We start from the raw sequence: 25,675 nt of genomic DNA, 5'->3' as shown, positions 1-25,675 counted from the left end.
AAAAAGTATGTGGAACGACCTTGCCTACGCCAGTGTATCAGCTGCACAAAAACTGGATATTCGCTTACCTGCTACAGGTAAGGGTCCTTTTCCGGTTATTGTCGCCATCCATGGGGGCGCTTTTCGTACTGGTGATAAAGGAGATGTACAGCTTAGTTCAGTATTTGAAGGAGTAAACAGGGGATATGCTGTGGTTTCTATCAACTACCGGCTGAGTGGCGAAGCTAAATCGCCAAAGATGGTGCATGATGTAAAAGCTGCTATCCGGTGGGTTCGTGCTCATGCACAGACGTATAACATTGACAAAAATAAAATTGCAGTTTGGGGGCCCTCTGCCGGGGGGCATCTAGCTGCGCTCCTAGGAACATCAGGCGATGTAGCCGAGCTGGAAGACCTGTCGTTAGGCAACCCTGAGGAATCGAGCCGGGTGCAGGCTGTGGTAGACTGGTTTGGCCCCATCAACTTTTTAACGATGGACGATCAGTTTCACATGCTGGGAGTAGAGGGAATGTTGCACAACACACCGGATTCTCCTGAGTCGGCAATTATTGGCAAACCCATTACCCAAGCGGCAGAGGAAGTAAAGCTCATTGATCCGCAAACGTATATTTCAGCGGATTGCCCGCCATTTTTTATTCAGCATGGCACAAAAGATCCCTTAATTCCTTATCTACAATCGGTTGTATTGGCTGATGCATTATATAAGGTTATAGGGAAAGAGAAGGTACAGGTTGCGTTGCTCGAAGGAGCAGGCCATGGCGGCTCTCTATTCGATGATCCGGAGAATCTGCATAAAGTGTATGCTTTCCTGGATAAACATTTAAAAAGGTGATTACCAGCAAAAGGGAAGGAAGTTTACTCAGAAAGATATACCGTTCTTGTATAAGTTGTTGGGCAAGGCACAAACATGAGAAGAAAGTATTTTAAATATATCAATACCTTATTTGTTGTCGTACCCATGACGTTAATTATGGCCTTTGTTGGTGTCCTGCGTAACTATGGGTTTGAGGAAGGGTGGTTTGATAAATTTGTGAATGCATGGGCAGTTATGATGCCAGTAGCGTATGTAGCCGCATTTATCATTATTCCAAAGGCAAGAAAGTTAGCTGAAAAAGTTGCATCAAAACCCTAAGTATAGTGGCTACCTATTACTGTCTGACGTGCGTTATTCCTCCTATGATTGGTAAGACTACAGATTGACTTTATGAGTGCCTAGTGATAAATAACACCATTTAACCACAAGTAAAATGAGTACCTACAAAAAAGTATTTTTACTTTCACTGCTTTCTCTAAGCATTCACCAAACGATGAATGCACAGCAGGCAGAACCTAATGGAATGCAGCAAAGCTTTCAATCGCCCCCCAATGCAGCTAAGCCCCGCGTATGGTGGCACTGGATGAACGGAAACATTACCAAAGAAGGTATTCAAAAAGACCTCGAATGGATGAGCCGCACTGGTATCGGTGGTTTCCAGAACTTTGATGCCAGCTTGTTTACTCCCCTGGTAGTGCCCCAAAAGCTTGTGTTTATGACACCTGAGTGGAAAGATGCCTTTAAACATACCACCGACTTAGCCCAAAAATTACAGCTCGAAATGGCCATTGCCGGTTCTCCAGGCTGGAGTGTTACCGGAGGCCCCTGGGTAGAGCCACAAGATGGCATGAAAAAATACGTCTGGACGGAAACCCGTGTTATTGGGGGCAAATCTTTTTCTGGCAAACTGCCTCAGCCATCGTCAGCCACAGGTCCTTTTCAACAGGTAGAAATGGGAAATTCCTCGCTGATGGGAGGTTCTACAAAGCCCTTGCCTACCTATTATCAGGATGCGCTGGTGATTGCCTACCGGTTACCGGATAGTGATAAAGCTTTTCCTTCCTTCAATCCGAAAGTTACTTCCAGCGGCGGCACCTTTAGTGTGGCTGAACTAACCGATGGCAACCTGACCAATGCTAAGTATTTGCCTCCTACAGAAGTAGGCCAGGACATGTGGATTCAGTATGAATTTGACAAACCTCAAACCTTCAAAGCCTTTTCTATTTCCGGTGCCAGCCAGACGGCCTTGCAGGAGTTCAATGGTGGCCCGGAGAACCGGGCACTGAAAGTCAGTGATGATGGCGTGAATTTCCGGGAAATTGCCACGGTTCCAGGCAGCATTGTGCCGCAAAATACCTTGAGTATTCCACCTACCACCGCCAAATATTTCAGGTTCACTTTCAAAACCTTGCCTCCCCAGCCCAATATGTTTGCGGCTATGATGGGAGCAAAGCCTGAAGCACCTAAACCTGAAGGGGTAAACGTAGCCGAAATTGTACTGCATAACACCGACAGAATTCACCTTTTTGAAGATAAGGCAGGGTTTACTCCCTGGAAAGAAACAGGCACCCTGCCAGCCACTGCCCAAACGGATGCCATTCCGGCTGAAAGTGTAATAGATCTGACTTCTCAGCTAAAAGCCGATGGCTCTCTATCATGGAAAGCGCCAGCCGGCAACTGGGTAATTATCCGGCTGGGGTACTCACTAACAGGCCGCCAGAATCACCCCGCCTCGCCGGAAGCGACCGGCCTGGAAGTAGATAAACTCGACAAGCAAGCAGTCACTAAATACATTAATACCTACCTGGATATGTACAAAGATGCCACCGGCGGACAGATGGGTGAAAAAGGACTACAATACATGATTCTGGATAGTTACGAAGCAGGCCACATGACCTGGACCAAAGCCCTGCCTGAGGAATTTACCAAACGCCGCGGCTATGACCTCAAACCCTGGACTCCGGTGCTGACTGGACGTGTGGTACAAAGTATGGAAGACAGTGAAAAGTTTCTCTGGGATTTTAGAAAAACCATTGGCGAACTGATTGCCGAAAACCATTACGATGTTATTGGAGAAGTGCTGCATCAACGTGGCATGAAACGCTACACCGAATCGCATGAAAATAAACGGATTTACCTAGCCGATGGCATGGATGTAAAACGCAATGCCGATATCCCTATGTCGGCCATGTGGACACCAGGTAGTTTGGCTGGCGGCAGTGAGGAGGAAGTACGAAGCAAAGCCGATATCCGGGAATCTGCGTCGGTAGCCCACATCTATGGAAAACCCTTTGTAGCCGCCGAATCTATGACTTCTATCGGAAATGCGTTTTCTTTTCATCCGGAAAAATTGAAACGTACTGCCGATATGGAAATGGCTTCCGGCCTGAACCGGTTTGTTATTCATACCTCGGTGCATCAGCCGCTGGATGATAAAAAACCTGGTTTTTCCTTAGGGCCTTTTGGCCAGTATTTTGGTCGCCAGGAGACATGGGCTGAGCAAGCCAAAGCCTGGACGGATTACCTGGGCCGCAGCTGCTATTTGCTTCAGCAAGGCAAACCAGTAGTAGATGTGCTGTATTACTATGGAGAAAATCATAACATCACTTCTCAATTTGCTAACAAATTACCTGGTATTCCTGGCTACGAATATGATTTTGTGAATGCTACGGCGCTGCTAAATGTACTGGAGGTGAAAGATGGCAAAATCGTAACACCTAGCGGAATGGCATACAGCGTACTGGTGCTGGATGAAAGTGCTAAACTGATGACTTTACCAGTGCTGAAAAAACTCGGAGAGTTGATAAAAGCAGGTGCGAAAGTCACTGGTAGTAAACCCGAGAAATCACCCAGTTTATCTGACGATCAGGCGGCATTTACTGCACTGGTGAATGAACTATGGAGTAATCCGAATGTATCAGCCAATAAGCCTGCTGCTGAGGTACTCCAATCAGTAAATGTGCCGGAAGATGTAATAGTGAACAATGCCAAAGCCGAAGTATTGTATGTGCACCGAAAAAATGAAGAAGGAGATATTTACTGGCTCAACAACCGGAGTGAAAACCCGAATGATGCCGAGATCAGTTTCCGGGTAACAGGTAAAGTGCCAGAGCTATGGAATCCGCAGACTGGTGCCGTTGAAAAAGTATCCTATCAGATTAAAGAAGGGCGTACCCTCGTCCCACTGCATTTTGAATCATGGGATGCTTACTTTATTGTATTCCGTGAAAATACAACTGTCGCCTCCTACACTAAACCAACTCTAACCGAATCTGGCGTTGCGCAGGTAGGGGGTACCTGGAATGTTCAGTTTCAGGAAGGACGTGGAGCCCCGCAACGTGCTACATTTACCCAGCTAAGCTCATGGACAGAAAATGCAGATACAGGCATTAAGTATTTTTCCGGTACGGCTACCTATACCAACCATTTCACGGTAACTAAGCCAGATAAAAATGCCCGGTACGTACTTGATTTAGGAGAGGTAAAAAACATAGCCGAAGTAATAGTGAATGGAAAAAATATAGGAACAGTCTGGAAAAAGCCATTCCGGGTAGATATTACCGATGCTGTAAAAAAAGGGCAAAATGCTATAGAAATAAAAGTCACCAACTTATGGGTGAACCGCTTGATTGGCGATGCACAACCTGGGGTAACAAACAAAATTACCTATACCACCATGCCGTTCTACCAGGCCGATTCAAAATTACTGCCTTCTGGCTTATTAGGGCCAGTAAAAGTAGTATCGCTGAGTGAGGGCGGCAAAGAGGCCAAGGTGAATAAAGTAAGCAGCCGGTAGAAGAACAGCACAGTAAGTATATGCAGGCAATAATTTCAGGGCTGCATATACCTTAAAAGAAACAGGTAACGAAAGGAAAGCATATGAAAAATAGTATCCTTTTTGGTGTAGTATGGCTGATCAGCTCCTATGCCTGGGCACAACAAGTGATACCCCTTTATAAAGGCGCGGCTCCTGGTTCAGAAAAATGGACCTGGGATGAAAAAGTGATCAACTCTCCCAATGGTGGTTCCATGGTTGTTGAAGTATCCAAACCTACGCTTACGGCGTATGTACCCTCCAATCCGAATGGGACGGCTATTATTGTTGCGCCAGGTGGTGCTTTTCATATTCTGGCTATCGAGCATGAAGGAAATGCGGTGGCTAAATGGTTGAATGAAAAAGGCATTACAGCCTTCGTATTGAAATACCGCCTGGTCCGTAGTGATCCTGCCCGTCCTGAAAACAGCCTGCAGTCGTTAATGGCTTCCAGAAACTTTAAAAAACTTGATTCCATTAATGCGCCGGTGGTGCAGCTTGCTTTACAGGATGGGTTAACCGCTGTAAAATATGTCCGCCAGAATGCAGCCACATACAAGATTGACCCGAATAAAATTGGCTTTATGGGTTTTTCTGCCGGCGGTACCGTAACCATGTCTGTCGTGTACAGTGCTACCGATGAGAGCCGCCCGAATTTTGTTGCTCCCATTTATGCCTACGAAAATGCCATTGTTGGCTCTGCCGTTCCATCCGTAAAGACGCCTATATTTATTGCCGCAGCCAGCGACGATGATCTTGGCTTAGCTCCGCACAGTATCCATATTTATTCCAAGTGGCTTGAGGCTCAACAGCCTGCCGAGCTGCATATGTACGAGAAAGGAAAACATGGCTTTGGCATGCGGAAGCAAAACCTGCCGGTAGACACCTGGGTAGAACGGTTTGGAAATTGGCTGGAGATGCAAGGGTATGTAAAGAAATAAATAAGGGCATTTTGGGCAAAGCTGCCAGTTATTTTAAACGCCTTGTAAATACCTGATCTGTCCGTCAAGTTTTCTTTATGGTGATTAGTAGACAATGAGGCAAAATTCTAAAGCAGACAAGGAGAGTACAGGAAGGTAAGCCATTTTTTATTACCAATATTTATAGATGGAATTACACTGGTACTTTACTAACATACATTTTATACTATACCTTATGCTCAACCCTGGTAGGTTTTCAAAACCTACCAGGGTTACTTCTACCGATGATATTGGACATGCACCAGTAGCCTGTTACTAAGTAAGGTTTGTGAATTAGAACTATGAAAAGACACACGTTTGTAAAAAACACTTCCGCCGCTGGTCTGCTAGCCCTCATTACACCCTATGGAGTAGTTCAACGGTTTGCTCAAGAAGTATCTGATAAGGCAATAGAAGAGGAATTTTTAAATCCACCAGTATCGGCTTTTGCCCAGTGCTGGTACCACTGGATGAACGGCAATGTCAGCAAAGAAGGCATTACACTGGATCTGGAAGCCATAAAAGCAGGAACAAATGAGGTGGAAATTCAAGTGACCAATTTATGGCCCAACCGCCTGATTGGCGATGAGCAACTGCCACCAGAAAATAAATATACCCCTGGAGGAGGTGCCAGTGGATTTGCCAGCTTATCGAATGGGGCTATTGAACAGCTGCCAGACTGGTATAAGCAGGGTAAACCCAAGCCTACAGGGGGCAGAGTAACCTTTACTACCTGGCAACATTACAACAAAGCCTCTCCTCTGTTAGAGTCCGGTCTTATGGGTCTGGTAGTGCTGCTGACAGCTATACAGAAATCAATTGCTGAGAGTGTGGCGGCTCAATAGGAATACCGGTAGGGAGAAAAAGATCATCCACCAGGTGAGTAACTAATAGTATATAACATAAAATGATTTATCCATCTTAAACTTTCAAGTATCAAGTGCAAGTCATATCAGGTATTATCTTTCATCTCATTGGCGGCTTTGCTTCCGGTAGTTTTTATGTACCCTATAAGCGGGTAAAAGAGTGGTCTTGGGAAAGTTACTGGATTGTAGGCGGGCTGTTTTCCTGGCTTATTGTGCCTCCCCTGGCCGCATATCTAACAGTTCCTGGCTTTGCTTCTATCATCAGTCAAACGGATGCATCTACTTTAGCCTGGACCTACTTCTGGGGAGTACTGTGGGGTATTGGCGGGTTAACCTATGGCCTGGGTATCCGCTATCTGGGCATGTCGCTGGGTAATTCTATTTTGCTTGGGCTTACAGCCGCTCTTGGTTCGCTGCTGCCTTCTATCTACTACAACTATGCGCCACAAGCAGGGAAAGTTACCTTCTCTGATATGATTAATAGTTCCGGAGGGCAGTTAGTCTTATTAGGTGTGGTTGTTTGCTTAGCAGGTATTGCTATTTGTGGGTATGCCGGCAACCAAAAAGAGAAAAGTCTGTCTGAGGAACAAAAGCAGCAAAGCATTAAAGAGTTTGACCTCACCAAAGGCTTAACTTTTGCCATTATCTCGGGTGTACTCAGTGCCTGTTTTAACTATGGCATAGAGGCTGGCGAACCCATGGCAGACGTGGCCGTAGCAGAAGGCTACAATCCTCTGTTTCAGAATAATGTAATTTATATTGTATTGCTCTGGGGCGGACTGACGACGAACTTTATCTGGTGCCTGATTTTGAATATTCGCAACCGGAGCTTTACCGATTATACCGACAACAAAACTCCTCTTACAGCGAATTATCTGTTTTCAGCCCTTGCCGGAACTACCTGGTATCTGCAGTTTTTCTTCTATGGGATGGGTGAAAGCAAATTAGGTAACGGAGCCTCCTCCTGGATTTTACATATGGCTTTTATTATTTTGATATCCAATATGTGGGGGCTGTTTTTGAAAGAATGGAAAGGTGTACCCAGAAAAGTATTGAGCCTATTTATCATTGGTTTGCTGGTTATTTTAGCCTCGGTGATTATCGTCGGTTATGGCAATTCTTTAGAAAGCTAACTCCTGTTTTTATCATTTTTCTTTTACTCATTTCTTGTATTTTTTACGTTATGAAACTAGAACCATATAAACTGCAATCCCTGAATGAAGATCAATTGCAGCGTCACCAGCAAAAATTTGAATCCGTAGCGGCAGAAATAAAAAACGTAGACGGACTGTTACAGCAGTTAATCGATTTTCAAATTGCTATCCCCAGCTGGGCGTTAGGAACCGGAGGTACCCGGTTTGGCCGTTTTTCTGGTGGTGGCGAACCCCGCAGCCTGGAAGAAAAAATTGAAGATGTTGGGCTGCTGCATGCCTTGAATGGTTCAAGCGGAGCTATTTCTCTACACATTCCCTGGGACATTCCTCAAAATGCCGCATCTATTAAAGCATTAGCTGCACAGCATGGCTTACGTTTCGATGCCATGAACTCAAATACCTTTCAAGACCAGGCAGGGCAAGCGCATAGTTATAAGTTCGGCTCTATGCAGCATACCGATAAAGCCGTACGCAAACAAGCCATAGACCATAATATAGAAGTAATCAAATATGGAATAGAGTTAGGGTCAGAATCTTTAACGGTATGGCTATCCGATGGCTCTTCGTTTCCTGGTCAGTTAAACTTCCGCAAAGCTTTTGAAAGAACCTTAGGCTGTTTACAAGAGGTATATGCTGCCTTGCCAGACAATTGGAAACTGTTTGTGGAATACAAAGCTTTTGAACCCAATTTCTATTCCATGACCGTTGGCGACTGGGGACAATCCTTAAACTATGCCAACAAGCTAGGCCCCAAAGCCTATACCTTAGTAGATTTAGGACACCATCTGCCCAATGCCAACATAGAGCAAATTGTGGCTTTATTACTAATGGATGGCAAGTTAGGCGGTTTCCATTTTAATGATTCTAAATATGGCGACGATGATCTCACTGTCGGCAGCATCAATCCTTACCAATTGTTTTTGATCTTCAATGAACTGATAGAAGGGATGAACGCCCGAGGAATGAATCATGCGTCTGACTTAGGTTGGATGATTGATGCTTCTCATAACATCAAAGATCCTTTAGAAGATTTATTGCAATCGGTAGAAGCCATTAAAATAGCCTATGCACAGGCCTTGCTGGTAGATACCCAGGAACTGGAAAAGGCCAGAGAAAGCAATGATGTGGTGCGGGCGCAGGAAATTTTACAAGAGGCCTACCGTACTGATGTGCGGCCGCTGGTAGCCGAGGCACGCTTACGGGCTGGGGCTGCTTTACAACCTTTGCAAGTGTACCGTAGTTTAAACGTACGGGAAAACCTGATTAAAGAAAGAGGCCTTAAAACGGTGGCTACCGGCTTATAGCTTTATAGTTTTAACCGTATAACTGATGTTCAAAGCATTTTAAAATACCTTGTAAATAAACCCATAACTAATTATTTTAACCCAGATTGATGAAAGTAGGCCTTTTTATACCTTGCTATGTAAATCAGTTTTACCCACAGGTAGGCATTGCAACATTAGAGCTATTAGAAAAACTAGGCTGTGAGGTAAACTATCCGGTAGGGCAAACTTGCTGCGGCCAACCAATGGCTAACTCTGGCTATGAGTCCTTAACAAAGGATTGTAATGAGCTATTCACGAAAAACTTTGCTGGGTACACGCATATTGTTTGTCCGTCTGGCAGTTGCGTATTGCATATAAAAGATCATTTACATTCGCAAAAAAATGAGCCAGCCGCTGCCAGCATCCGCCATACTATTTATGAGTTAACCGAATTTTTGACGGATGTGTTAAAGGTAGAAAAGCTCAACGCCAAATTTCCATATAAAGTAGGCATGCACCAGAGTTGCCACGGCGAAAGAGGCTTACATCTGTCGCAAATGACAGAATTAGTGGCAGCACCCTTCTCTAAGCCCGAGAAATTACTCCGTATGGTAGAAGGCATTGAGTTAATTGCATTAGACAGGAAAGACGAGTGCTGTGGGTTTGGCGGCACCTTTTCTGTATTTGAAGAAGCTGTTTCAGCCAAAATGGGAAAAGACCGGGTGCAGGACCATGTGGAGCATGGGGCTCAATACATAACAGCAGCCGATATGAGTTGCCTGATGCACATGGAAGGCATTTTAAAACGACAGAAAAGTAAGGTGCAGGTAAAACATATTGCGGAAATACTAAATGCAGGATGATAAAATCAAACACGTAAGCAAACATTCCTTCCCATGAATCACAACGGAACAAAAGATCATGCAGAATTAGCAGAGAAGTTCAACCGAGATGAAGAACGGGTAAACTGGCATGACCGCACCTTATGGTGGATTCGCCAGAAGCGGGATAAAGCGGCCTGGTCCTTAGGAGACGAGTGGGAACCTTTACGGGAAGAAGCCTCCCGTATCAAATCCCATACCTTATCTAATCTGAGTGAATACCTGCAAGAATTTGAAAAAAATGCACAAGCAAATGGCATGACCGTGCATTGGGCTGCGGATGCTAAGGAGCATAACCAGATCGTACACAGTATTCTATCCAAGCAAAACATTCAGCAGATTGTCAAAAGCAAATCAATGCTTACCGAAGAATGCCATCTGAATGATTACCTGAAAGAAGAAGGCATTGATGTAATAGATACCGATTTAGGCGAGCGGATTGTGCAGTTAGCTGAGGAAACGCCTAGTCATATTGTTTTGCCTTGTATTCATTGGAAAAAAGAAGAAATAGGGGAGTTATTTCACCGGCACTTAGGTTCACCGGAAGGCGTAATAGATCCCTCTTTTCTAACTAATACCGCCAGAGTGCATTTGCGTGAAAAGTTCTTAACACGCCGTATTGCCATCACCGGAGTCAACTTTGCCATTGCCGAAACCGGTGAGTTTGTGGTGTGTACCAATGAAGGAAACGCCGATATGGGGGCTCATCTGGCGGATGTACATATTGCCTGCATGGGTATAGAAAAACTTATACCTAAACGGAAAAATTTAGGTGTATTTCTCCGGTTATTAGCCAGAAGCGCCACCGGGCAGCCCATTACTACCTATTCCAGTCATTTTAAGAAACCCCGGAAAGGACAGCAGCTACATATTGTATTGGTAGACAACGGACGAAGCACGCAGCTAGGCCGGGAAGATTTTAGGAACTCACTCAAATGTATCCGGTGTGGCGCTTGTTTCAATACATGCCCGGTTTACCGGAGAAGTGGCGGCCACAGTTACCACAATGCCATTGCCGGGCCTATCGGGTCAATTTTAGCGCCTAATTTAGATATGCGACAGTATAAAGATTTGCCTTTTGCTTCTACCTTATGTGGTTCTTGCAGCAATGTATGTCCGGTAAAGATTAATATACACGAACAATTGTATCAATGGCGGCAGGTACTAACAGAAGAAGGCTACCAACCCAAATCCAAGTATATGGCGATGAAAGCCATGGCTACTACTCTCTCTAAGCCAACGTTTTTCAATATAGCCGGAAAAGCAGGCAGATGGGCTATGAAACTGGTGCCAGGTGTGGTAAGTAACCAGTACAATCCCTGGTATAAGGAACGGGAAATGCCAGAGCCGCCCAACGAATCGTTTACAGAATGGTATCAAAAAAACAGAAAGAAAAAAAATGAGCAGTAGAGAAGCCATATTAGCCGCTGTAAAAAAGAGCCAACCGGAACTGCTGCCTTTGCCCCAGCAAGACTATGTCTCTACTGTACCTGGGGACGTGCAACGGTTTAGTGACACCCTGGAATCAATTGGAGGAAAATCCTATCTGCTGAACCAGGAAGAAGGTGTACTTGAAGTGATAGCCAAGCTCTTTCCGGATGCTAAACGGGTAGTTTCTGTAGATACCTCTATTACTGTTCATTATCTGCACGAATACGAAAGTATTGTACACCATTCGTTACAGGATGTAGATGTGGCTATCATTAAAGCCCAGTTTGGCGTGGCAGAAAACGGCGCTGTTTGGGTAACAGAAGAAGAATTGAAAATCAGGGTGATGCCTTTTATCTGTGAACATTTAGTAGCTATTGTGGATGCAAAAGAGATAGTACCCAACATGCATGAGGCCTATAACCGGATTGGCTTGGCGGAATATGGTTTTGGCGTTTTCATTGCCGGGCCATCTAAAACAGCCGATATTGAGCAATCCTTGGTATTGGGAGCACATGGGCCCAAAAGCATGACGGTACTTATTAGATAGCCGGGTACAAAATTAGTATAGCAGGGGTACATATATAGCTGCCGCCTTTTTTGGGTATGTATTACTTTTTTGTTATAATCCATTTCTACGGTGGATACCAATTCATTTCTTTACTTTTTATAGTTGATTTGCATTGTAGTCGTCAAATTTACCTCACCTAAAACCTGCCTCTCCCATGAACGACCAATTAGCCTTACCTGTCGGCATCACCCTGGACCGCTTCATTATGCGCAACGAAGCCGATTTCCCCTTTGCCACCGGCGAGCTTTCCCAATTGCTGCGGGATATTGCCTTAGCCGGAAAAATTGTCAACCGCGACATTAACCGTGGAGGTCTTTCGGACATCAGCGGCCAGTTTGGTTCGCAGAATATTCAGGGCGAACACCAGCTGAAATTAGACGTAATTGCCAATATCCGCTTCATCCGGGCTTTAAAGAATGGAGGAGAAGTATGTGCCATTATCTCAGAAGAAGATACAGAGCTTATTCCTACTGGCAATAACAAAGCAAAGTATATTGTAGCCATAGATCCCTTAGATGGCTCCTCGAATATAGATGCCAATGTATCGGTAGGAACTATCTTCTCAATTTACCGGCGGGTAACGCCCACTGGGACAGTACCCACCATAGGCGATGCTCTCCAAAAAGGAGACATGCAAGTGGCGGCTGGCTATATTTTGTATGGTTCCTCTACCATGCTTGTCTACACTACCGGAAGGGGCGTCAATGGCTTTACGTATGACTATTCGTTAGGCGAATTTTTTCTTTCCCATCCCCAGATCAGGACCGCCCCTGTTGGCAATATCTATTCGTGCAACGAAGGCAACATGGATGATTTTCCTGTTGCTGTTCAGCAGTATTTGCACAAGTGCCGCGAACAACGTCTCATTGGCCGGTATATAGGTTCCCTGGTCGGTGATTTTCACCGCAATTTGCTCAAAGGAGGTGTATACCTGTACCCGGCTACCCTCAAGAATCCGGAAGGTAAGCTGAGGTTAATGTACGAATGTTTTCCTTTAGCCTATATTGTTGAACAAGCGGGCGGTGCGGCGTGTGACGGAAAACGCCGTATCCTGGATATTATGCCTGATTCTATGCATCAGCGGGCACCTTTGTATATTGGATCAGCTAAGATGGTGGAAGATATTTATTCTTTGCATTTTACCCATGCCAGCTAATGCCCGCAAGTGTGAGCAGTTGTAATCCAGTGATTTACATTAAGCTAGGGACACAATCACACTAGAAGAGCTAGTTTTATTGACCATATAGAAGATTTAAGCCTATACGCTTATTTTAATAGAATGATGCGGATATACCTAGATTGATTTAGTTTAGTAGGATTTTTGAAATGAATAGGATAAAATTGAGAAACTAAATTAATAAAATCTGTACCTTTCGCCATGGGAGAAACTAAAACTGGAAATTACCGCTGGACAATTTGCGCCTTACTTTTTTTTGCGACCACCATCAATTACATAGACAGGCAAGTGATCGGCCTGCTAAAACCCACCCTCGAAAAAGAATTCAGCTGGAGTGAAACCGACTATGGAAATATTGTAATGGTTTTTGCTGCCTCCTATGCCTTCGGGTATGTTATATTCGGTAACTTCATCGACAAAATAGGTACAAAACTGGGGTATTCTATTTCCATCATCATCTGGAGCATTGCTGCTATGGCCCATGCCCTGGTAAAAAGTACATTCGGGTTTGGGGTGGTAAGGGGCTTATTAGGTTTCGGAGAAGCCGGTAATTTCCCGGCAGCAGTTAAGGCAGTGGCCGAGTGGTTCCCTAAAAAAGAACGTGCCCTGGCTACTGGTATTTTCAATTCCGGCACCAGCATTGGAGCGGTGGCTGCCCCTATTCTGGTTCCCTGGATTCTGGGGGCGTATGGCTGGCAGGAAGCCTTTCTAATTACAGGAGCAATAGGCTTCATATGGTTGCTTTTCTGGTGGATTTACTACGAAATTCCCTCCCGGCACAAAAAAATCTCTCAGGCAGAGTATTCCTATATCCACAGCGACCACGATCCTGCTACCCCTGAGGGTACTTTAGCTATACCCTGGAGCCGCTTACTGGGCTTCCGGCAAACATGGGTGTTTATTATTGGCAAGATTCTGACCGATCCCATCTGGTGGTTTTTCCTGTTCTGGCTGCCTTCGTATTTCTCCACCACCTTTAACCTGGATCTGACAAAGCCGAGTATGCATTTAGCGGTTGTGTATACTGCTACTACGTTTGGTAGTATCGGCGGAGGGTATTTATCGTCTTACTTAATTAAACGGGGCTGGCCAGTACTAAAAGCCCGGAAAGCAACCCTGCTTCTGGTGGCCTTTGCTGTACTACCTATTATACTGGCCAGGTATGCTACAAATATTTGGGTGGCCGTAGCCATTATAAGTATTGCTGCGGCAGCACACCAGGCCTGGAGTGCCAATATTTTCACCGTGGTTTCTGATATCATTCCTAAAAGAGCAGTAAGTTCTGTGGTAGGTATTGGCGGCATGGCGGGGTCTATTGGCTCTACATTGTTTCCTCTGCTAGTAGGATCGTTACTGGATTATTACAAAGCGGCTGGTAACATCGGCGCTGGATATAATATACTATTCATCATCTGCGGACTAGCGTATTTTGTAGCCTGGTTTATTATACACCTGCTTACCTCCCGGATGAAGCCTATTGCCTTGTAGCTAAAGCAGCTACCTTAAAAGAGAATTACTGCTACAAAATGAAATTTATCAAGTGATATTGTGGTTAGTAAAACATTAGGATTGTAGTAAGTGTTTGTATAAGAAGTATTTATTGTGTTTAACTTATTGATCAGCTACGTATGCGCCGGATCAGCGAACGTTGCAGCTTGAGAGTGTATCTGGTAGCCATGTAAAAAACAATGTTTGAAAATGAATAAATTGCTGAAGTATTTCCTTTTATTGCTCACAGCCTGCTTTTTAGTATACTGCCAGGCCAATAAACCCAAAGAATCAAAACAGGCAGTCGCCGTTGCAGAAAACAAAGTATTGCCAAGCGAAAAAATAGATTTTACTACGTCTCCGGTAATTTCTCCACAGCAGTCTATTCAGATGATGCAGGTAGAAGATGGATTTGAGGTAAAATTAGTTGCGGCCGAACCTTTAATCAGTGCCCCGGTTGCCCTAAGTTTTGACGGAAAAGGCCGCATATGGGTAGTAGAAATGAATGGCTATATGCCTGACACTGTTGGAACGGGTGAAGATATTCCCAGCGGCAAAATAGTTATTCTGGAAGATAGCAACAACGATGGCATGGCCGACAACCGCAAAGTGTTCCTGGATTCGCTGGTTCTGCCACGGGCTATGTGTTTAATTGAAGATGGAATACTGGTTGCTGAACCTCCACGCCTTTGGTACTACCCAATAAACAATGACCAGCCAGGCAAAAAAGTATTAGTCGATGATAAGTATACAGAAGGCGGCAACGTAGAGCACCAACCCAATGGGTTATACCGGGCTATGGACAACTGGATTTATAATGCTAAATCTACGAAACGCTACCGCAAAAGAGGCAATACCTGGGAAATAGACCGTACCCATTTCCGGGGCCAGTGGGGCATAAGCCAGGATAATTACGGACGCTTGTACTACAATACCAATTCCGAAAATTTACTTGGCGATTACTTTACACCTGGGCTAGGAGCTACCAACACCAATCAGCGCAGTGTGGCAGGCTATGTCAAGAAAATAGTAGCCGATAACAAGGTGTATCCGGCCAGGCCCACCCCTGGTGTTAACAGAGGATACATGAAAGGAGTGCTCAATGATAGCCTTCAGTTGGTAGATTTTACGGCTGCCTGTGGGCCATTAGTTTACCGGGGAGAGTTATTTGGACCAGCCTATGCCTCTAATGTTTTTGTAGCCGAACCGTCAGCTAACCTGATCAAGCGAAACATTCTAGCGGAACAAGGCTATGTAGTGAATGGAAACCAAGCCTACCGGAACAAAGAATTTCTAAGAAGCCTGGATGAACGTTTCCGGCCGGTGAACCTGCACAATGCACCGGATGGCGCATTATACATCGTAGATATGTACCGGGGTATAATTCAACACAAAACGTATCTTACTACTTATCTCAAAAAGGAAATCGGCCTTCGCCAGTTAACACAGCCCTTAACTAGTGGCCGCATATATAAAGTGGTTCCCAAAGGCAAAAAGGCAAAGTTGAGCCGCCTGCCTGAAGATGCCACAGGCTTAGTAAAATTGCTGGCTCATGAAAACGGCTGGATACGGGATTACGCACAGCAAAAGCTAATTGACGGGAGACTGACAGAAGCTATTCCGGCTCTGCGGCAAGCACTACAAGAAAAGAATAAACCTTTGCTGGTTATGCATGCACTCTGGACACTGGAAGGATTAGGTGCGCTTACCACTGAAGAAGTACGTGGCCTGTTACAAGAAAAGGTATGGCCCATGCGGATGCAGGCATTGAGTGTGTTACCCTCCGTACTCACGAAAACAAGTTACACACAATACCTGCCAGTGCTGACACAGATGCTCGAACAGAAAGATACGTTAGCTGCTCCCTATGTAGCTTTTTTAGCTCATTATATCCAGCCATTTGACCCATCGGCAGCTGATCAGTTATTGGCAAAAGCAACAAAAACCTATCCCAACAACAGTTATGTGGCAGATGCAGTCATCAGCAATTTGGAAGGCCGTGAAAGTGTATTTCTAAGTCAGATAACGGCTAGTGTACCCGATACCAGCGTTGCTATTTATAAACAATTGCAGCGGGTAACGGCCTATATTGAGAATAAGCAGGCAAGCCGCAATCCGGAAATCTTAAAAAAGCAGTTCCCCAAGGGCGTAGCTATGTTTACCACCATTTGCCAGACTTGCCATGGCCAGGATGGTAATGGCGTAGCTTCTCTGGGACCGCCGTTAAATCAATCGGAGTGGGTAACCGGCGACAAGGAAAAGCTTATATCTATTGTGCTCTATGGCTTAACGGGCCCGGTAGAAGTAAAAGGACATCTGTACAAAGCTCCTGAAATAAACGGCGATATGCCCGGCATTGGATATAATAAAGATTTATCTGATGAGGATGTAGCTCAGTTATTAAGCTTTATCCGGAAATCGTGGCGGAATGATGCTGCGCCGGTTAAAGCGGAGGAGGTAGTAAAAACCCGTGAGAAGTTAAAAGGACGCCAGAAAGCATTTACTGTGGAAGAGTTGAATAAAATATAACCTTTCACTACGCAGCTCTGATATAAAAAATAAGAACCTCTTAATCTTATTAAGAGGTTCTTGAGCAGAAGAAAGCAAAAAGTGGCTTATTACTTTCCACAGCTATATTCATAAATCGTCTGAGAAGTACTGGTAGGAGTAGTAACCGTGCTTTTCACCGGATACCCTTGTTTGTTTAATTCCCATTCATAGGTAGTTACTGTGCCATCACTATCTGCTGTTTTAGAGATGAGGTTTTTGCTTTTCAGCATGTCTGCCGTAACATCCGTTGGATCAACTATACTGGGAATAATGAGCTTCTCTACATCTGTTGTATAAGTGTAAGTAATTTCATAGCCATCGCTGTCTCCATTAGGCGACTTGTCGATGCGCTGCTTTACCAGATTGCCATTTTCAAATACATAGGTAATCTGAGAAGTTTTTGTGTCCTCAAAGTCATGGGTAGCAGTGGTTTTAGCAATAATGGTGTTGCCATCGTAGCTATACTCGGTAGTAGGATCATATTCAAAGTAGTGGTCATTTTCGGTAACTATTTTGATAATCCTGCCTTGTGTATCGTAGGTATAATTCCTTTGCGTACCTGCCCGGTAAGCAGAGAAATTATATTCAATAAGTTTATTTTGCTCATTGTACGTATAGGTTTCGGTAATAATCCTGAATGAATCCGGATCGCCGTTATTAGAATCGTGCACACGCTTGGTGAGCCGGCCATTCGCATCATAGATATAGTCTGTAAAATTTCCATAGGAACTGGTTTCTTTTACTACGCGGCCATTCGCATCGTAGGTATATTCTATAAAGTTATCAGTTGAATTATTTTGCTTTATAAGCCGCCCCTTGGAATCGTAGGTGTACTGGGTAAATGATCCGTTTCCTACCTGGCTGATTTTTGTAACCTGGCAAGTATCCTGCACTGGTTTAGGATGTGTAGGTTTAATTATTTCAATGAATTGCTGGCAGCTAAAGAATGAGCTATATGCCAGCATAAAAAACAATAAACTTCGGAATTTTAAAGAAATACGCATAAAATAGGTAAGGTTAGGAAAAAATATAAGCAAGCTAGTAGGTGAGTGTTATAGTATTAGTCAGGAAACTACATCTTCATTTATGGCCTTTTGATTTGCTGCCAAAGGGCAAAAACGGGGATTGATAATCTCTATAAAAAATAATAGCTTGTCTGAAAAATATAGATTCACTATTGAGACTGGTGTTCATGCATACCATATAGCCATTGTTATTCATTTGTAAAGATGATACAGAAAAACCAAAGAAAAAATACCCATTTCTGGGTATTTTTTCTTCAGATGGATTAATAAGAGTTTGTTCAGGCAATGTATGGGTCTTTGTATATGCTGCTGAAAATACTGAAAACAAGTATTGACTAGTTCGTATTTTTTCTTTAGTATTCATTGGTAGCTGAAGCCAACATTAGTAGAGATTCATAAGCGAAACCCAATACTATCTCTACTGTTTTAAGCTTTTTATGCTTGCTATAGTTCTGCTTTTACCTAACCACCTGTTTTATGAAATACATACTCCTGCTATCTGCTTTTTTTCTTCAAGTCACCAATGTTTTTTGCCAGATTCCAGCAGCTACGCTAGCTAAAATAGACTCTCTTTTCAAGCCTTATCAGAGCCCTGCTTCCCCGGGTTTTGCAGTGGCTATCGTCAAAGATGGAAAATTGACTTTTAGTAGAGGCTATGGTATGGCCAATCTGGAATATGATATTCCTATAACCCCGTCTACTATTTTTCATATAGCTTCCGAATCTAAGCAGTTTACGGCCTTTTGTATTGTGCTGCTTTCACAAAAAGGTAAACTGACATTAGAGGATGATATCCGTACGTATTTGCCCTATGTGCCTGATTTTGGCAAGAAAATTACTATCCGGCATCTGCTTACCCATACAAGCGGCCTTCGGGATCAGTGGCAGGCACTCAGTGTTGCCGGCTGGCAAATGGATGATGTTATTACTCAGGAGCAGGTTATTAAGATGGTCTCTCACCAAAAAGAGTTGAATTTTGCTCCGGGCGACCAGATGATGTATTGTAATACGGGCTATACGTTGCTTGCTGAAATTGTTAAAAAAGTGAGTGGCCAGAGTTTGAGACAGTTTGCAGAACAAAACATTTTTCAGCCACTGGGTATGAAGCAGACACATTTCCACGACAATTATGAAGAGATAGTTAAAAACAGGGCGTATTCTTATCAACCCGCAGAGAATGGCAAGTATGCACACAGTGTATTAAGTTACTCGACTGTTGGCGCTACCAGTTTGTTTACCACCGTGGAGGACGAAGCCAAATGGCTGCTGAATTACCAGACAGGCAAAGTAGGAGGTAAAGAGGCTATCGAGCAAATGTATCAGACGATGGTACTTAATAATGGCAAAAAATTAAAATATGCCTTAGGTTTAAACATTGACACCTATAAAGGATGGAAACGGATTGCACATGGCGGAGGTGATGCGGGCTACCGGACGTTAGCCTGCCGCTTTCCTGAAAAGGATTTAGGTATTATTCTGTTCAGTAATTTATCAATCGCTAATCCGTATGGAATGGCTATGCAGGTAGCCGATTTGTTTTTAGAAGATAAATCTGCTCCTACATCCGAACTTACTTCTACTGCCAACTTTGCCACAGATACTACACTTTATAAATCCTATATTGGCTCCTACAGCTCAGACCAGGGGTTTGTAGGAAATATCTATGTAGATAGCAGCCGCCTGTTTGTTAAAATTAATCAGACACCTTTTTTAATGAAACCCACCGGAAAAAATCAGTTCAGTATTCTGGATGGCTACATTACCTTTGCATTTGATAACCCGGTTAACGGCTTAGTTCCGGGTATCAGGCAAACAATTGGGGATCAGGAGATGTATGTAAAAAGATTTGCCCCTGTTACCCTTACACCTCAAAAACGGGCAGCGTATATAGGTACATATTATAGTGATGAATTAGAGACTACATATCAGGTGGTGGAAGAAAATAATCAGCTCGTATTAAGACACCGGAAACACCCAGACATGCCGCTGACTCTTACAAGTCCCAACCAATTTTCAACCAAACAATGGTGGCTGAGCAACCTGATCTTTACCGAAGATGCCAAAGGTAAGATCAACGGTTTCCAGGTAAACGATCAACGAATACTGCATTTGAAATTTAAGCGGATAAAGTAGGTTGTTTTCCTTTCCTGTTAATTTGGCTGTTATTTCAATTTGATTATGAGCTTTAGGAATGCTTGCATAGCTTGCAAACATTCCTAAAGCATTTTAAAGGCACTATACATTTTATACTTTTGCTGTGGGCTTAATAAGTCTGCGTACCAATACCACTATTTTTTCGAGTATAGCCCCTAAGATGAGTCCGCCAATAGCGCACACCACAGCTTTCGCCAGCCATGCAATAATGGGTACTCCGGCAAGGGCATGTTCTATAGCTTGCAAGCCATGATGCAAAACCGGGATGCCGTGTGCAATAATTTCTGCGCCTACCCATAGCATGGCGGCTGTGCCAATGTAGCCAAGTGTTTTTAAAAACAGCGGCATCCACTTTACTATGCCCCTGCCAATTTTTTGAATGTTGGGTTTTTTAGAATTTTTTGCCATATGCAGCCCAATATCATCTGCTTTTACAATTAAGCCAACAAACCCATATACCGCGGCGGTAATAAACACAGCTACACATAACATTACCACAATTTGTGTTACCAGAGGGTCTTCGGCTACAGTGGCATAGGCAATGGCAATAATTTCAGCTGACAGAATGAAGTCTGTACGGACAGCCCCTGTTACTCTGGCTTTTTCCAACTCCTCCGGTGTAATTACCTTTACTTCTTCCTGTTGCTCGTGAGCAGCCGGATGCTTGCTGAACATGGAATGCACTTTTTCGTAGCCCTCAAAGCATAGATAAGCGCCACCCAGCATAAGCAGCGGCTGTATAATCCAGGGGGCAAAAAAGCCCAGAAGCAAAGCCGCAGGCCCGAGCAATAGTGCTTTATTGATCAGCGACCTTTTGGCAATTTTATAAATAATGGAGAGTTCACGTTTAGGGTCCAAACCTACCACGTACTTGGGCGTTACGGCCGTATCGTCAATAACAATACCAGACACTTTACCTGTAGTTTTTGCTACCTGTGCGGGAACATCATCCAGACTGGCTGCGCTTACTTTTACCAGGGCAGCCACATCATCTAATAGAGCGAGAAGACCTGTGCTCATTTCGTATTTACCATTTTTTTGGAGAGAACTATTTTCTTGCTCACTTTCATATGTTTTCGATTGACAACTTCTGCTTCATCACTGCCCATAAAGGCAGGCGGATAACTGCAGACCTTCCGTTGAACGTACAAGTATTCTTCAATGTTCGTATAGCCATCAATATTGCCTGTAAAACAGCTCATATACTTGCTTTTATATAAGATAGCTGTATCTTCAAATCTCCATTAAAGTGGTGGCCGTACAGCAATTTCTGTCAGATCAATAAAACACAAAGAGCAGGCAAATATAAATGTATCTGGTGTACTTACCAGAGTTTGCTTATCTCTTTTCTCATGGTAAGTTACCTTATAAACTTTATCCAATGGCTTGTTGCTTGCTGAGTTACGGCCACCGGGTAGAAAATTATTTATCAGGCAATGACTGTATTATATTTGCTACCTTACAAAAAGTATCTCCAGGAATGTGTGTGACTGGCAGTGCGGATAGTTTAGCCGGCAACTGAAGTAAAAAGTACCTGAATGCATAATATACTTGATTGACCAACCACCAACCCTCATGCGTCTATTTTATTTACTAAGTATCCTGTTCGTACTGCAAAGTGTAAACCTTCATGCGCAATCACAGAAATTACTACCCTTTACCCTGAATGGAACAATCAATGCAGATATCGGCACCATAGAATTACGGTTACTGCAAGATCCCAGCTTTTACCCGGAAGCTTTACGGAATTTAACAGCTCCCGTAAAAAACCGCCAATTTACATTTAGCGGCTATCTTCCCTCGCCGCAAGGCTTTCAATTACTGTATAGTGATAATTATGTTTCAGGCGAATTTGTAATTGAGGCGGGCAAGCAAGCTGTACACTTCAACATTGACTCCAGCTTTCAAACGCCGCATGTACAAAATGTAGCAATGAAAGAATATGAGCAGGAATATCTTCCGGCATTTAAACAAGTAAGGCAGGACAGAAATTTGCTGAATAAAAAACGGGATAGTTTAAACCGTGTGTACGAACGCAAATTACCTGCTTCTGTTAATCTTAGCTTAGAACGGGAACGGAAGGAGCAGTATAAGAAAAATGATGAAACTTTATTGGCATATGTAAAAACTCATCCGAATTCACAGTTTGCTTTCTGGAAGTTTGCTTACCTGTTAAATTTTGGATATGAGCTTATTTTTGATACTATTTACTATCACTTCTCCAGTCCAATAAAAGGGAGCTATGCCGGAAAAGTGCTCGCAGACAGGTTAGCTACGGCAAGTATACTCAGTATAGGAAAACCATTTCCTTCTTTCCCAGTAGTAGACAAACAAGCTAACAACTATAGCACAGCTTCATTTTCAAAGGCTACTTATACACTGGTTGATTTCTGGTATAGTAACTGTGCTCCCTGTGTTGCTCAGTTTCATGAATTAAAAACCATTTATGACACCTATAAAAGCAAGGGATTTGAAATTATAGGCATCTCTACAGATAAACCGGCACATAAAGAGGCATGGCAGCGGATAATTGCTAAATATGAGCTTGTATGGCCACAATACTGGGATGTTGCTGGAAAAGAAGCCAATAAATTATCTATCAATGCTTTTCCTACAAATGTTTTGTTAGATAAGAATGGAAAAATAGTAAAGAAAAATATCAAACCTGCTGAACTAAACCAGTTTTTGTCAGAGCAAAGCAGTGAATAAATCTTTACCAGAGCTACGGAGAAGTCTTTACAACTACTATTTTGTAACTTGGGTGCCACAGGAAAAACAACCCTGGTAACTATACGGCTATAGGCTTACGTATAGGTTGCCTAGTTAAACTATATGCACAATGACCACTAAACTATCTCAATCAGGAGTGAAAGCCTTAGGCCTGGGTGCCGTAGCCGGTATGCGTTCCATGTCAGCACCAGCCGTTCTAAGCCATTTTCTTTCAAAACCAGCCTGGCCGCCTCTTCATACGCCGCCCTTTACTTATTTGCAGCATTCAACTGTTGCCACCGTTTTTAAGGTGTTGGCCCTCGCAGAGCTGATCACAGATAAGTTACCCCACGTGCCGAACCGCATTATCCCTGCATCTTTAGTTGTGAGAACTATCTCAGGTGCGGTGGTGGGCATGGCCTGTAGTGAAGAAAGCGGCGCGGCAAAAGTGAAGGGTGCTTTGCTAGGTGGATTAGGAGCTATAGCGGCCAGTTATGCATTTTTTTATCTGCGTAGAAAACTGGTGAAAACTACTGGTCTGCCGGATGCAAGTATTGCCCTGCTGGAAGATGCACTGGCTATCTCGGTCGGTACAGCATGCATGAAAGTATAAGTGTAAGCTAATTCAATAAGTCAATTATATAGTCATACATGGCTGTAACGGATACCTATATTTTATTGCTTGGTTGTTTTGACACCAAAGGCGAACTGTTTTCTTTTCTTCGCAACTGCATACTGGCACAAGGGGAAAGGGTTATAAGCCTCAACACTGGTGTTATGGGAACAACCAACCTTTTTCCGGTAGACTATGAATCCGATGTGATAGCCTTGGAAGGGGGCACCACTATAGCAGAGCTGAGAGATAAAAAAGACCGTGGCTATGCCGTAGAAATAATGGGAAAAGGTGCTGCCAGCATTGTAGCCCGGCTAATGGAAGCTGGAGGAATGAAGGCGGCTATTGGAATGGGTGGAGGAGGTGGAACCTATATTGCCCTTTCTGCTATGCAACCTATTCCCTTAGGTATACCTAAACTGTGTTTAACAACCATTGCTGCTAAAGATGTTTCCAGGCAAATGGGAAGCAAAGATATTACCCTTATGCCTTCCATCGTGGACCTTTCAGGGCTCAACAGCATTAGCCAGCTACTTATTAGCCAGGCGGCTTCGGCTATTTGTGCCATGGCAGCAATAACGCCCACGCCTGAAGCGATTAACAGCAAACGCATTGCCATAAGTATGTTTGGCAATACCACAGCTTGTGTAGAAAAGTGCAGTGAACTGCTCCGTAATCAGGGGTTTGAAGTATTTGCTTTTCATGCCACCGGCATTGGGGGCAAAACCATGGAATCATTAATAAGCGAGGGCTATTTTACGGCTGTTTTAGATATTACTACCACAGAACTAGCCGACGAGTTATGTGGAGGCATCTTAAGTGCCGGGCCAGACCGGTTGAATGCGGCTGCGCGGAAGGGAATCCCTCAAGTAGTTGTTCCTGGCTGCCTGGACATGGTAAATTTTGCCCAACTAGATACTGTACCTGACCATTACCAAGGCAGGCAACTATATAGCTGGGCACCAGACGTCACGCTAATGCGAACCAACAAGGAAGAGAACAGCATGCTAGGCGAAAGTCTTGCCAGAAAAGTGAATCAGTCAACAGCCCCAGCTGCTATTTTAGTACCTTTGAAAGGCATCTCTCAGATAGGGATAGCCGGTGGCGTATTTCATCAGCCCGAAGCAGATAAAATTTTGTTTGAAGCTATTAAAAAGCATATAGCAGAACACATACCTGTTGTAGAAGTGGATGCATCGATTAATGACGAAGTGTTTGCCGAGCAAGCCGTACAGATTCTGTTGAGGCTGATACAAAGCCAACAAAGGAATATTTAATAAAAATTAATATACTATACCGACAACCTAACGTTGAATTATGCCAAACCCATGGACAGGTAAGGGAAATCCTTATACACGACAAGAAGTAAAAGACCGTTTGCGTGCTACCATCAATCAACAGAAAGCTATTATTGCCGCAGGTGCTGGTACGGGAATCAGTGCTAAATTTATTGAAAAAGGCGGGGCCGATCTGCTCATCATTTACAATTCTGGCCGTTTCCGGATGTCGGGCCATGGCTCTACGGCCGGCTTAATGGCGTATGGAGATGCCAATGCAGTGGCTATGGAAATTGGCGAGTTTGAAGTATTGCCGGTAGTGGAAGAAGTTCCGGTAATCTGTGGCGTACATGGCTCGGACCCGAGAAGGCGGATGTGGCATCATCTATTGAAAGTGAAAGAAATGGGTTTTTCAGGAATTAATAATTTTCCTACCCATGCCATTGTGGACGGGCAATTCAGAAAGATTCTGGAAGAAACAGGAATGGGTTTCGATAAAGAAGTAGAGATGGTACGCATAGCCCATAAAATGGATTTGTTCTCTATTGTGTATGTAGCCAAACCCGAAGAAGCCAGGCTAATGGCGGAAGCCGGTGCAGATGCCATTATAGCCCATGTTGGCACAACCGTAGGGGGTTCTATTGGTGTAATAGAAGCTACCTGCACCATGGATGATGCCATTGCCCAGACCCAGAAGATCATAGATGCCGCAAGGGAAATAAATCCTGATCTGTTTTTCCTGACCCATGGCGGGCCAATCAATACTCCCGAGGATGTACGGATCGTTCTGGACCAGACATCAGCGCAGGGATTTGTAGGAGCCTCTTCTCTGGAACGGATGGGGGTAGAAGAATCGTTAACTAATTTAACGCGTACATTTAAATCGCTTACCTTGCCTGTCAGAAACAGAAAATAGTATACCCACAACAT

Annotated in this window: 22 protein-coding genes; 18 read left to right on the top strand and 4 right to left on the bottom strand. The window is 43.9% G+C overall.

What is annotated here, in order from left to right:
- The first annotated feature begins 7 nt into the window (after nt 1–7).
- The 13 genes from Q0590_RS04710 to Q0590_RS04650 all read left to right on the top strand — a co-directional run bounded on the left by Q0590_RS04710 (nt 8) and on the right by Q0590_RS04650 (nt 16,946).
- Entirely contained in the window at nt 8–832 is an 825-nt protein-coding gene (locus Q0590_RS04710; RefSeq protein WP_302036342.1) for an alpha/beta hydrolase, read from the top strand.
- 75 nt (nt 833–907) lie between these two features.
- A complete protein-coding gene (locus Q0590_RS04705) occupies nt 908–1,132 on the top strand; it encodes a DUF2798 domain-containing protein (RefSeq protein WP_302036341.1) in 225 nt (74 codons plus the stop codon).
- 115 nt (nt 1,133–1,247) lie between these two features.
- Nucleotides 1,248–4,610, top strand: coding sequence for a glycosyl hydrolase (locus tag Q0590_RS04700; protein ID WP_378410402.1), 3,363 nt, complete (start codon nt 1,248–1,250; stop codon nt 4,608–4,610).
- A gap of 83 nt (nt 4,611–4,693) precedes the next feature.
- A complete protein-coding gene (locus Q0590_RS04695; protein WP_302036340.1) occupies nt 4,694–5,569 on the top strand; it encodes an alpha/beta hydrolase in 876 nt (291 codons plus the stop codon).
- A gap of 320 nt (nt 5,570–5,889) precedes the next feature.
- Nucleotides 5,890–6,432: a glycosyl hydrolase gene (locus tag Q0590_RS04690; RefSeq protein WP_302036339.1), complete on the top strand. Its 543-nt coding sequence runs from the start codon at nt 5,890–5,892 to the stop codon at nt 6,430–6,432.
- Nucleotides 6,433–6,527: 95 nt separating this feature from the next.
- Nucleotides 6,528–7,586 carry an L-rhamnose/proton symporter RhaT gene (gene rhaT / locus Q0590_RS04685; protein WP_302036338.1) on the top strand — a complete coding sequence of 353 codons (1,059 nt, stop codon included), beginning with the start codon at nt 6,528–6,530 and terminating at the stop codon, nt 7,584–7,586.
- 50 nt (nt 7,587–7,636) lie between these two features.
- Entirely contained in the window at nt 7,637–8,911 is a 1,275-nt protein-coding gene (locus Q0590_RS04680; RefSeq protein ID WP_302036337.1) for a sugar isomerase, read from the top strand.
- 89 nt (nt 8,912–9,000) lie between these two features.
- Complete coding sequence (locus Q0590_RS04675) at nt 9,001–9,735, top strand: (Fe-S)-binding protein (protein WP_302036336.1); 735 nt, start codon at nt 9,001–9,003, stop codon at nt 9,733–9,735.
- A gap of 33 nt (nt 9,736–9,768) precedes the next feature.
- Nucleotides 9,769–11,163 carry a lactate utilization protein B gene (locus Q0590_RS04670; RefSeq protein WP_302036335.1) on the top strand — a complete coding sequence of 465 codons (1,395 nt, stop codon included), beginning with the start codon at nt 9,769–9,771 and terminating at the stop codon, nt 11,161–11,163.
- A complete protein-coding gene (locus Q0590_RS04665) occupies nt 11,153–11,731 on the top strand; it encodes a LutC/YkgG family protein (protein ID WP_302036334.1) in 579 nt (192 codons plus the stop codon). Before Q0590_RS04670 ends, Q0590_RS04665 begins: the two co-directional genes overlap by 11 nt.
- Nucleotides 11,732–11,906: 175 nt before the next feature.
- A complete protein-coding gene (gene fbp / locus Q0590_RS04660) occupies nt 11,907–12,908 on the top strand; it encodes a class 1 fructose-bisphosphatase (protein WP_302036333.1) in 1,002 nt (333 codons plus the stop codon).
- Between the two features lie 222 nt (nt 12,909–13,130).
- Nucleotides 13,131–14,417, top strand: a complete 1,287-nt coding sequence (locus tag Q0590_RS04655) for an MFS transporter (protein ID WP_302036332.1) — start codon at nt 13,131–13,133, stop codon at nt 14,415–14,417.
- Nucleotides 14,418–14,627: 210 nt separating this feature from the next.
- Entirely contained in the window at nt 14,628–16,946 is a 2,319-nt protein-coding gene (locus tag Q0590_RS04650) for a DUF7133 domain-containing protein (protein WP_302036331.1), read from the top strand.
- Nucleotides 16,947–17,035: 89 nt separating this feature from the next.
- Here the strand turns inward: Q0590_RS04650 and Q0590_RS04645 are convergent, their stop codons facing one another.
- Both Q0590_RS04645 and Q0590_RS04640 read right to left on the bottom strand, forming a co-directional pair.
- Nucleotides 17,036–17,971, bottom strand: a complete 936-nt coding sequence (locus Q0590_RS04645) for a hypothetical protein (protein WP_302036330.1) — start codon at nt 17,969–17,971, stop codon at nt 17,036–17,038.
- Between the two features lie 76 nt (nt 17,972–18,047).
- Complete coding sequence (locus Q0590_RS04640; protein WP_302036329.1) at nt 18,048–18,356, bottom strand: hypothetical protein; 309 nt, start codon at nt 18,354–18,356, stop codon at nt 18,048–18,050.
- 113 nt (nt 18,357–18,469) lie between these two features.
- Between Q0590_RS04640 and Q0590_RS04635 the strand changes: the two genes are divergently transcribed.
- The gene (locus Q0590_RS04635; RefSeq protein ID WP_302036328.1) at nt 18,470–20,125 is read left to right on the top strand and encodes a serine hydrolase domain-containing protein; all 1,656 of its coding nucleotides are present in this window, start codon (nt 18,470–18,472) and stop codon (nt 20,123–20,125) included.
- A 111-nt stretch (nt 20,126–20,236) separates the two neighbouring features.
- On the opposite strand, the gene Q0590_RS04630 is transcribed toward Q0590_RS04635, so the two are convergent.
- Nucleotides 20,237–21,166: a DUF808 domain-containing protein gene (locus Q0590_RS04630; RefSeq protein ID WP_302036327.1), complete on the bottom strand. Its 930-nt coding sequence runs from the start codon at nt 21,164–21,166 to the stop codon at nt 20,237–20,239.
- Nucleotides 21,163–21,348: a hypothetical protein gene (locus Q0590_RS04625; RefSeq protein ID WP_302036326.1), complete on the bottom strand. Its 186-nt coding sequence runs from the start codon at nt 21,346–21,348 to the stop codon at nt 21,163–21,165. Before Q0590_RS04625 ends, Q0590_RS04630 begins: the two co-directional genes overlap by 4 nt.
- A gap of 373 nt (nt 21,349–21,721) precedes the next feature.
- Here Q0590_RS04625 and Q0590_RS04620 point away from each other — a divergent pair, with 373 nt between their 5' ends.
- From Q0590_RS04620 to Q0590_RS04605, 4 genes are all read left to right on the top strand, one after another.
- Nucleotides 21,722–22,855 (top strand): TlpA disulfide reductase family protein, encoded by a 1,134-nt coding sequence (locus Q0590_RS04620; RefSeq protein ID WP_302036325.1) that lies wholly within the window; start codon nt 21,722–21,724, stop codon nt 22,853–22,855.
- Nucleotides 22,856–22,985: 130 nt separating this feature from the next.
- Nucleotides 22,986–23,468, top strand: coding sequence for a DUF4126 family protein (locus Q0590_RS04615; RefSeq protein ID WP_302036324.1), 483 nt, complete (start codon nt 22,986–22,988; stop codon nt 23,466–23,468).
- Nucleotides 23,469–23,506: 38 nt separating this feature from the next.
- Nucleotides 23,507–24,745 (top strand): Tm-1-like ATP-binding domain-containing protein, encoded by a 1,239-nt coding sequence (locus Q0590_RS04610; RefSeq protein WP_302036323.1) that lies wholly within the window; start codon nt 23,507–23,509, stop codon nt 24,743–24,745.
- Nucleotides 24,746–24,785: 40 nt separating this feature from the next.
- Entirely contained in the window at nt 24,786–25,661 is an 876-nt protein-coding gene (locus Q0590_RS04605) for a phosphoenolpyruvate hydrolase family protein (protein WP_302036322.1), read from the top strand.
- The last annotated feature ends 14 nt before the right edge of the window (nt 25,662–25,675 follow it).

This window comes from Rhodocytophaga aerolata (assembly GCF_030503435.1).
Lineage (GTDB): Bacteria > Bacteroidota > Bacteroidia > Cytophagales > 172606-1 > Rhodocytophaga > Rhodocytophaga aerolata.
The sequence above is the reverse complement of the archived record's forward strand: the minus strand, read 5'-3'. Positions and strand labels throughout refer to the sequence as shown.

Coding starts and splice junctions, on each gene's coding strand:
- Q0590_RS04690 (WP_302036339.1), top strand. CDS start 5,890: ATGAAAAGACACACGTTTGTAAAAAACACTTCCGCCGCTGGTCTGCTA.
- Q0590_RS04705 (WP_302036341.1), top strand. CDS start 908: ATGAGAAGAAAGTATTTTAAATATATCAATACCTTATTTGTTGTCGTA.
- Q0590_RS04695 (WP_302036340.1), top strand. CDS start 4,694: ATGAAAAATAGTATCCTTTTTGGTGTAGTATGGCTGATCAGCTCCTAT.
- Q0590_RS04670 (WP_302036335.1), top strand. CDS start 9,769: ATGAATCACAACGGAACAAAAGATCATGCAGAATTAGCAGAGAAGTTC.
- fbp (WP_302036333.1), top strand. CDS start 11,907: ATGAACGACCAATTAGCCTTACCTGTCGGCATCACCCTGGACCGCTTC.
- Q0590_RS04615 (WP_302036324.1), top strand. CDS start 22,986: ATGACCACTAAACTATCTCAATCAGGAGTGAAAGCCTTAGGCCTGGGT.
- Q0590_RS04645 (WP_302036330.1), bottom strand. CDS start 17,971: ATGCGTATTTCTTTAAAATTCCGAAGTTTATTGTTTTTTATGCTGGCA.
- Q0590_RS04700 (WP_378410402.1), top strand. CDS start 1,248: ATGAGTACCTACAAAAAAGTATTTTTACTTTCACTGCTTTCTCTAAGC.
- Q0590_RS04675 (WP_302036336.1), top strand. CDS start 9,001: ATGAAAGTAGGCCTTTTTATACCTTGCTATGTAAATCAGTTTTACCCA.
- Q0590_RS04650 (WP_302036331.1), top strand. CDS start 14,628: ATGAATAAATTGCTGAAGTATTTCCTTTTATTGCTCACAGCCTGCTTT.
- Q0590_RS04630 (WP_302036327.1), bottom strand. CDS start 21,166: ATGAGCACAGGTCTTCTCGCTCTATTAGATGATGTGGCTGCCCTGGTA.
- Q0590_RS04625 (WP_302036326.1), bottom strand. CDS start 21,348: ATGAGCTGTTTTACAGGCAATATTGATGGCTATACGAACATTGAAGAA.
- Q0590_RS04680 (WP_302036337.1), top strand. CDS start 7,637: ATGAAACTAGAACCATATAAACTGCAATCCCTGAATGAAGATCAATTG.
- Q0590_RS04665 (WP_302036334.1), top strand. CDS start 11,153: ATGAGCAGTAGAGAAGCCATATTAGCCGCTGTAAAAAAGAGCCAACCG.
- Q0590_RS04620 (WP_302036325.1), top strand. CDS start 21,722: ATGCGTCTATTTTATTTACTAAGTATCCTGTTCGTACTGCAAAGTGTA.
- Q0590_RS04610 (WP_302036323.1), top strand. CDS start 23,507: ATGGCTGTAACGGATACCTATATTTTATTGCTTGGTTGTTTTGACACC.
- Q0590_RS04640 (WP_302036329.1), bottom strand. CDS start 18,356: ATGAATACTAAAGAAAAAATACGAACTAGTCAATACTTGTTTTCAGTA.
- Q0590_RS04635 (WP_302036328.1), top strand. CDS start 18,470: ATGAAATACATACTCCTGCTATCTGCTTTTTTTCTTCAAGTCACCAAT.
- Q0590_RS04710 (WP_302036342.1), top strand. CDS start 8: ATGTGGAACGACCTTGCCTACGCCAGTGTATCAGCTGCACAAAAACTG.
- Q0590_RS04605 (WP_302036322.1), top strand. CDS start 24,786: ATGCCAAACCCATGGACAGGTAAGGGAAATCCTTATACACGACAAGAA.
- Q0590_RS04655 (WP_302036332.1), top strand. CDS start 13,131: ATGGGAGAAACTAAAACTGGAAATTACCGCTGGACAATTTGCGCCTTA.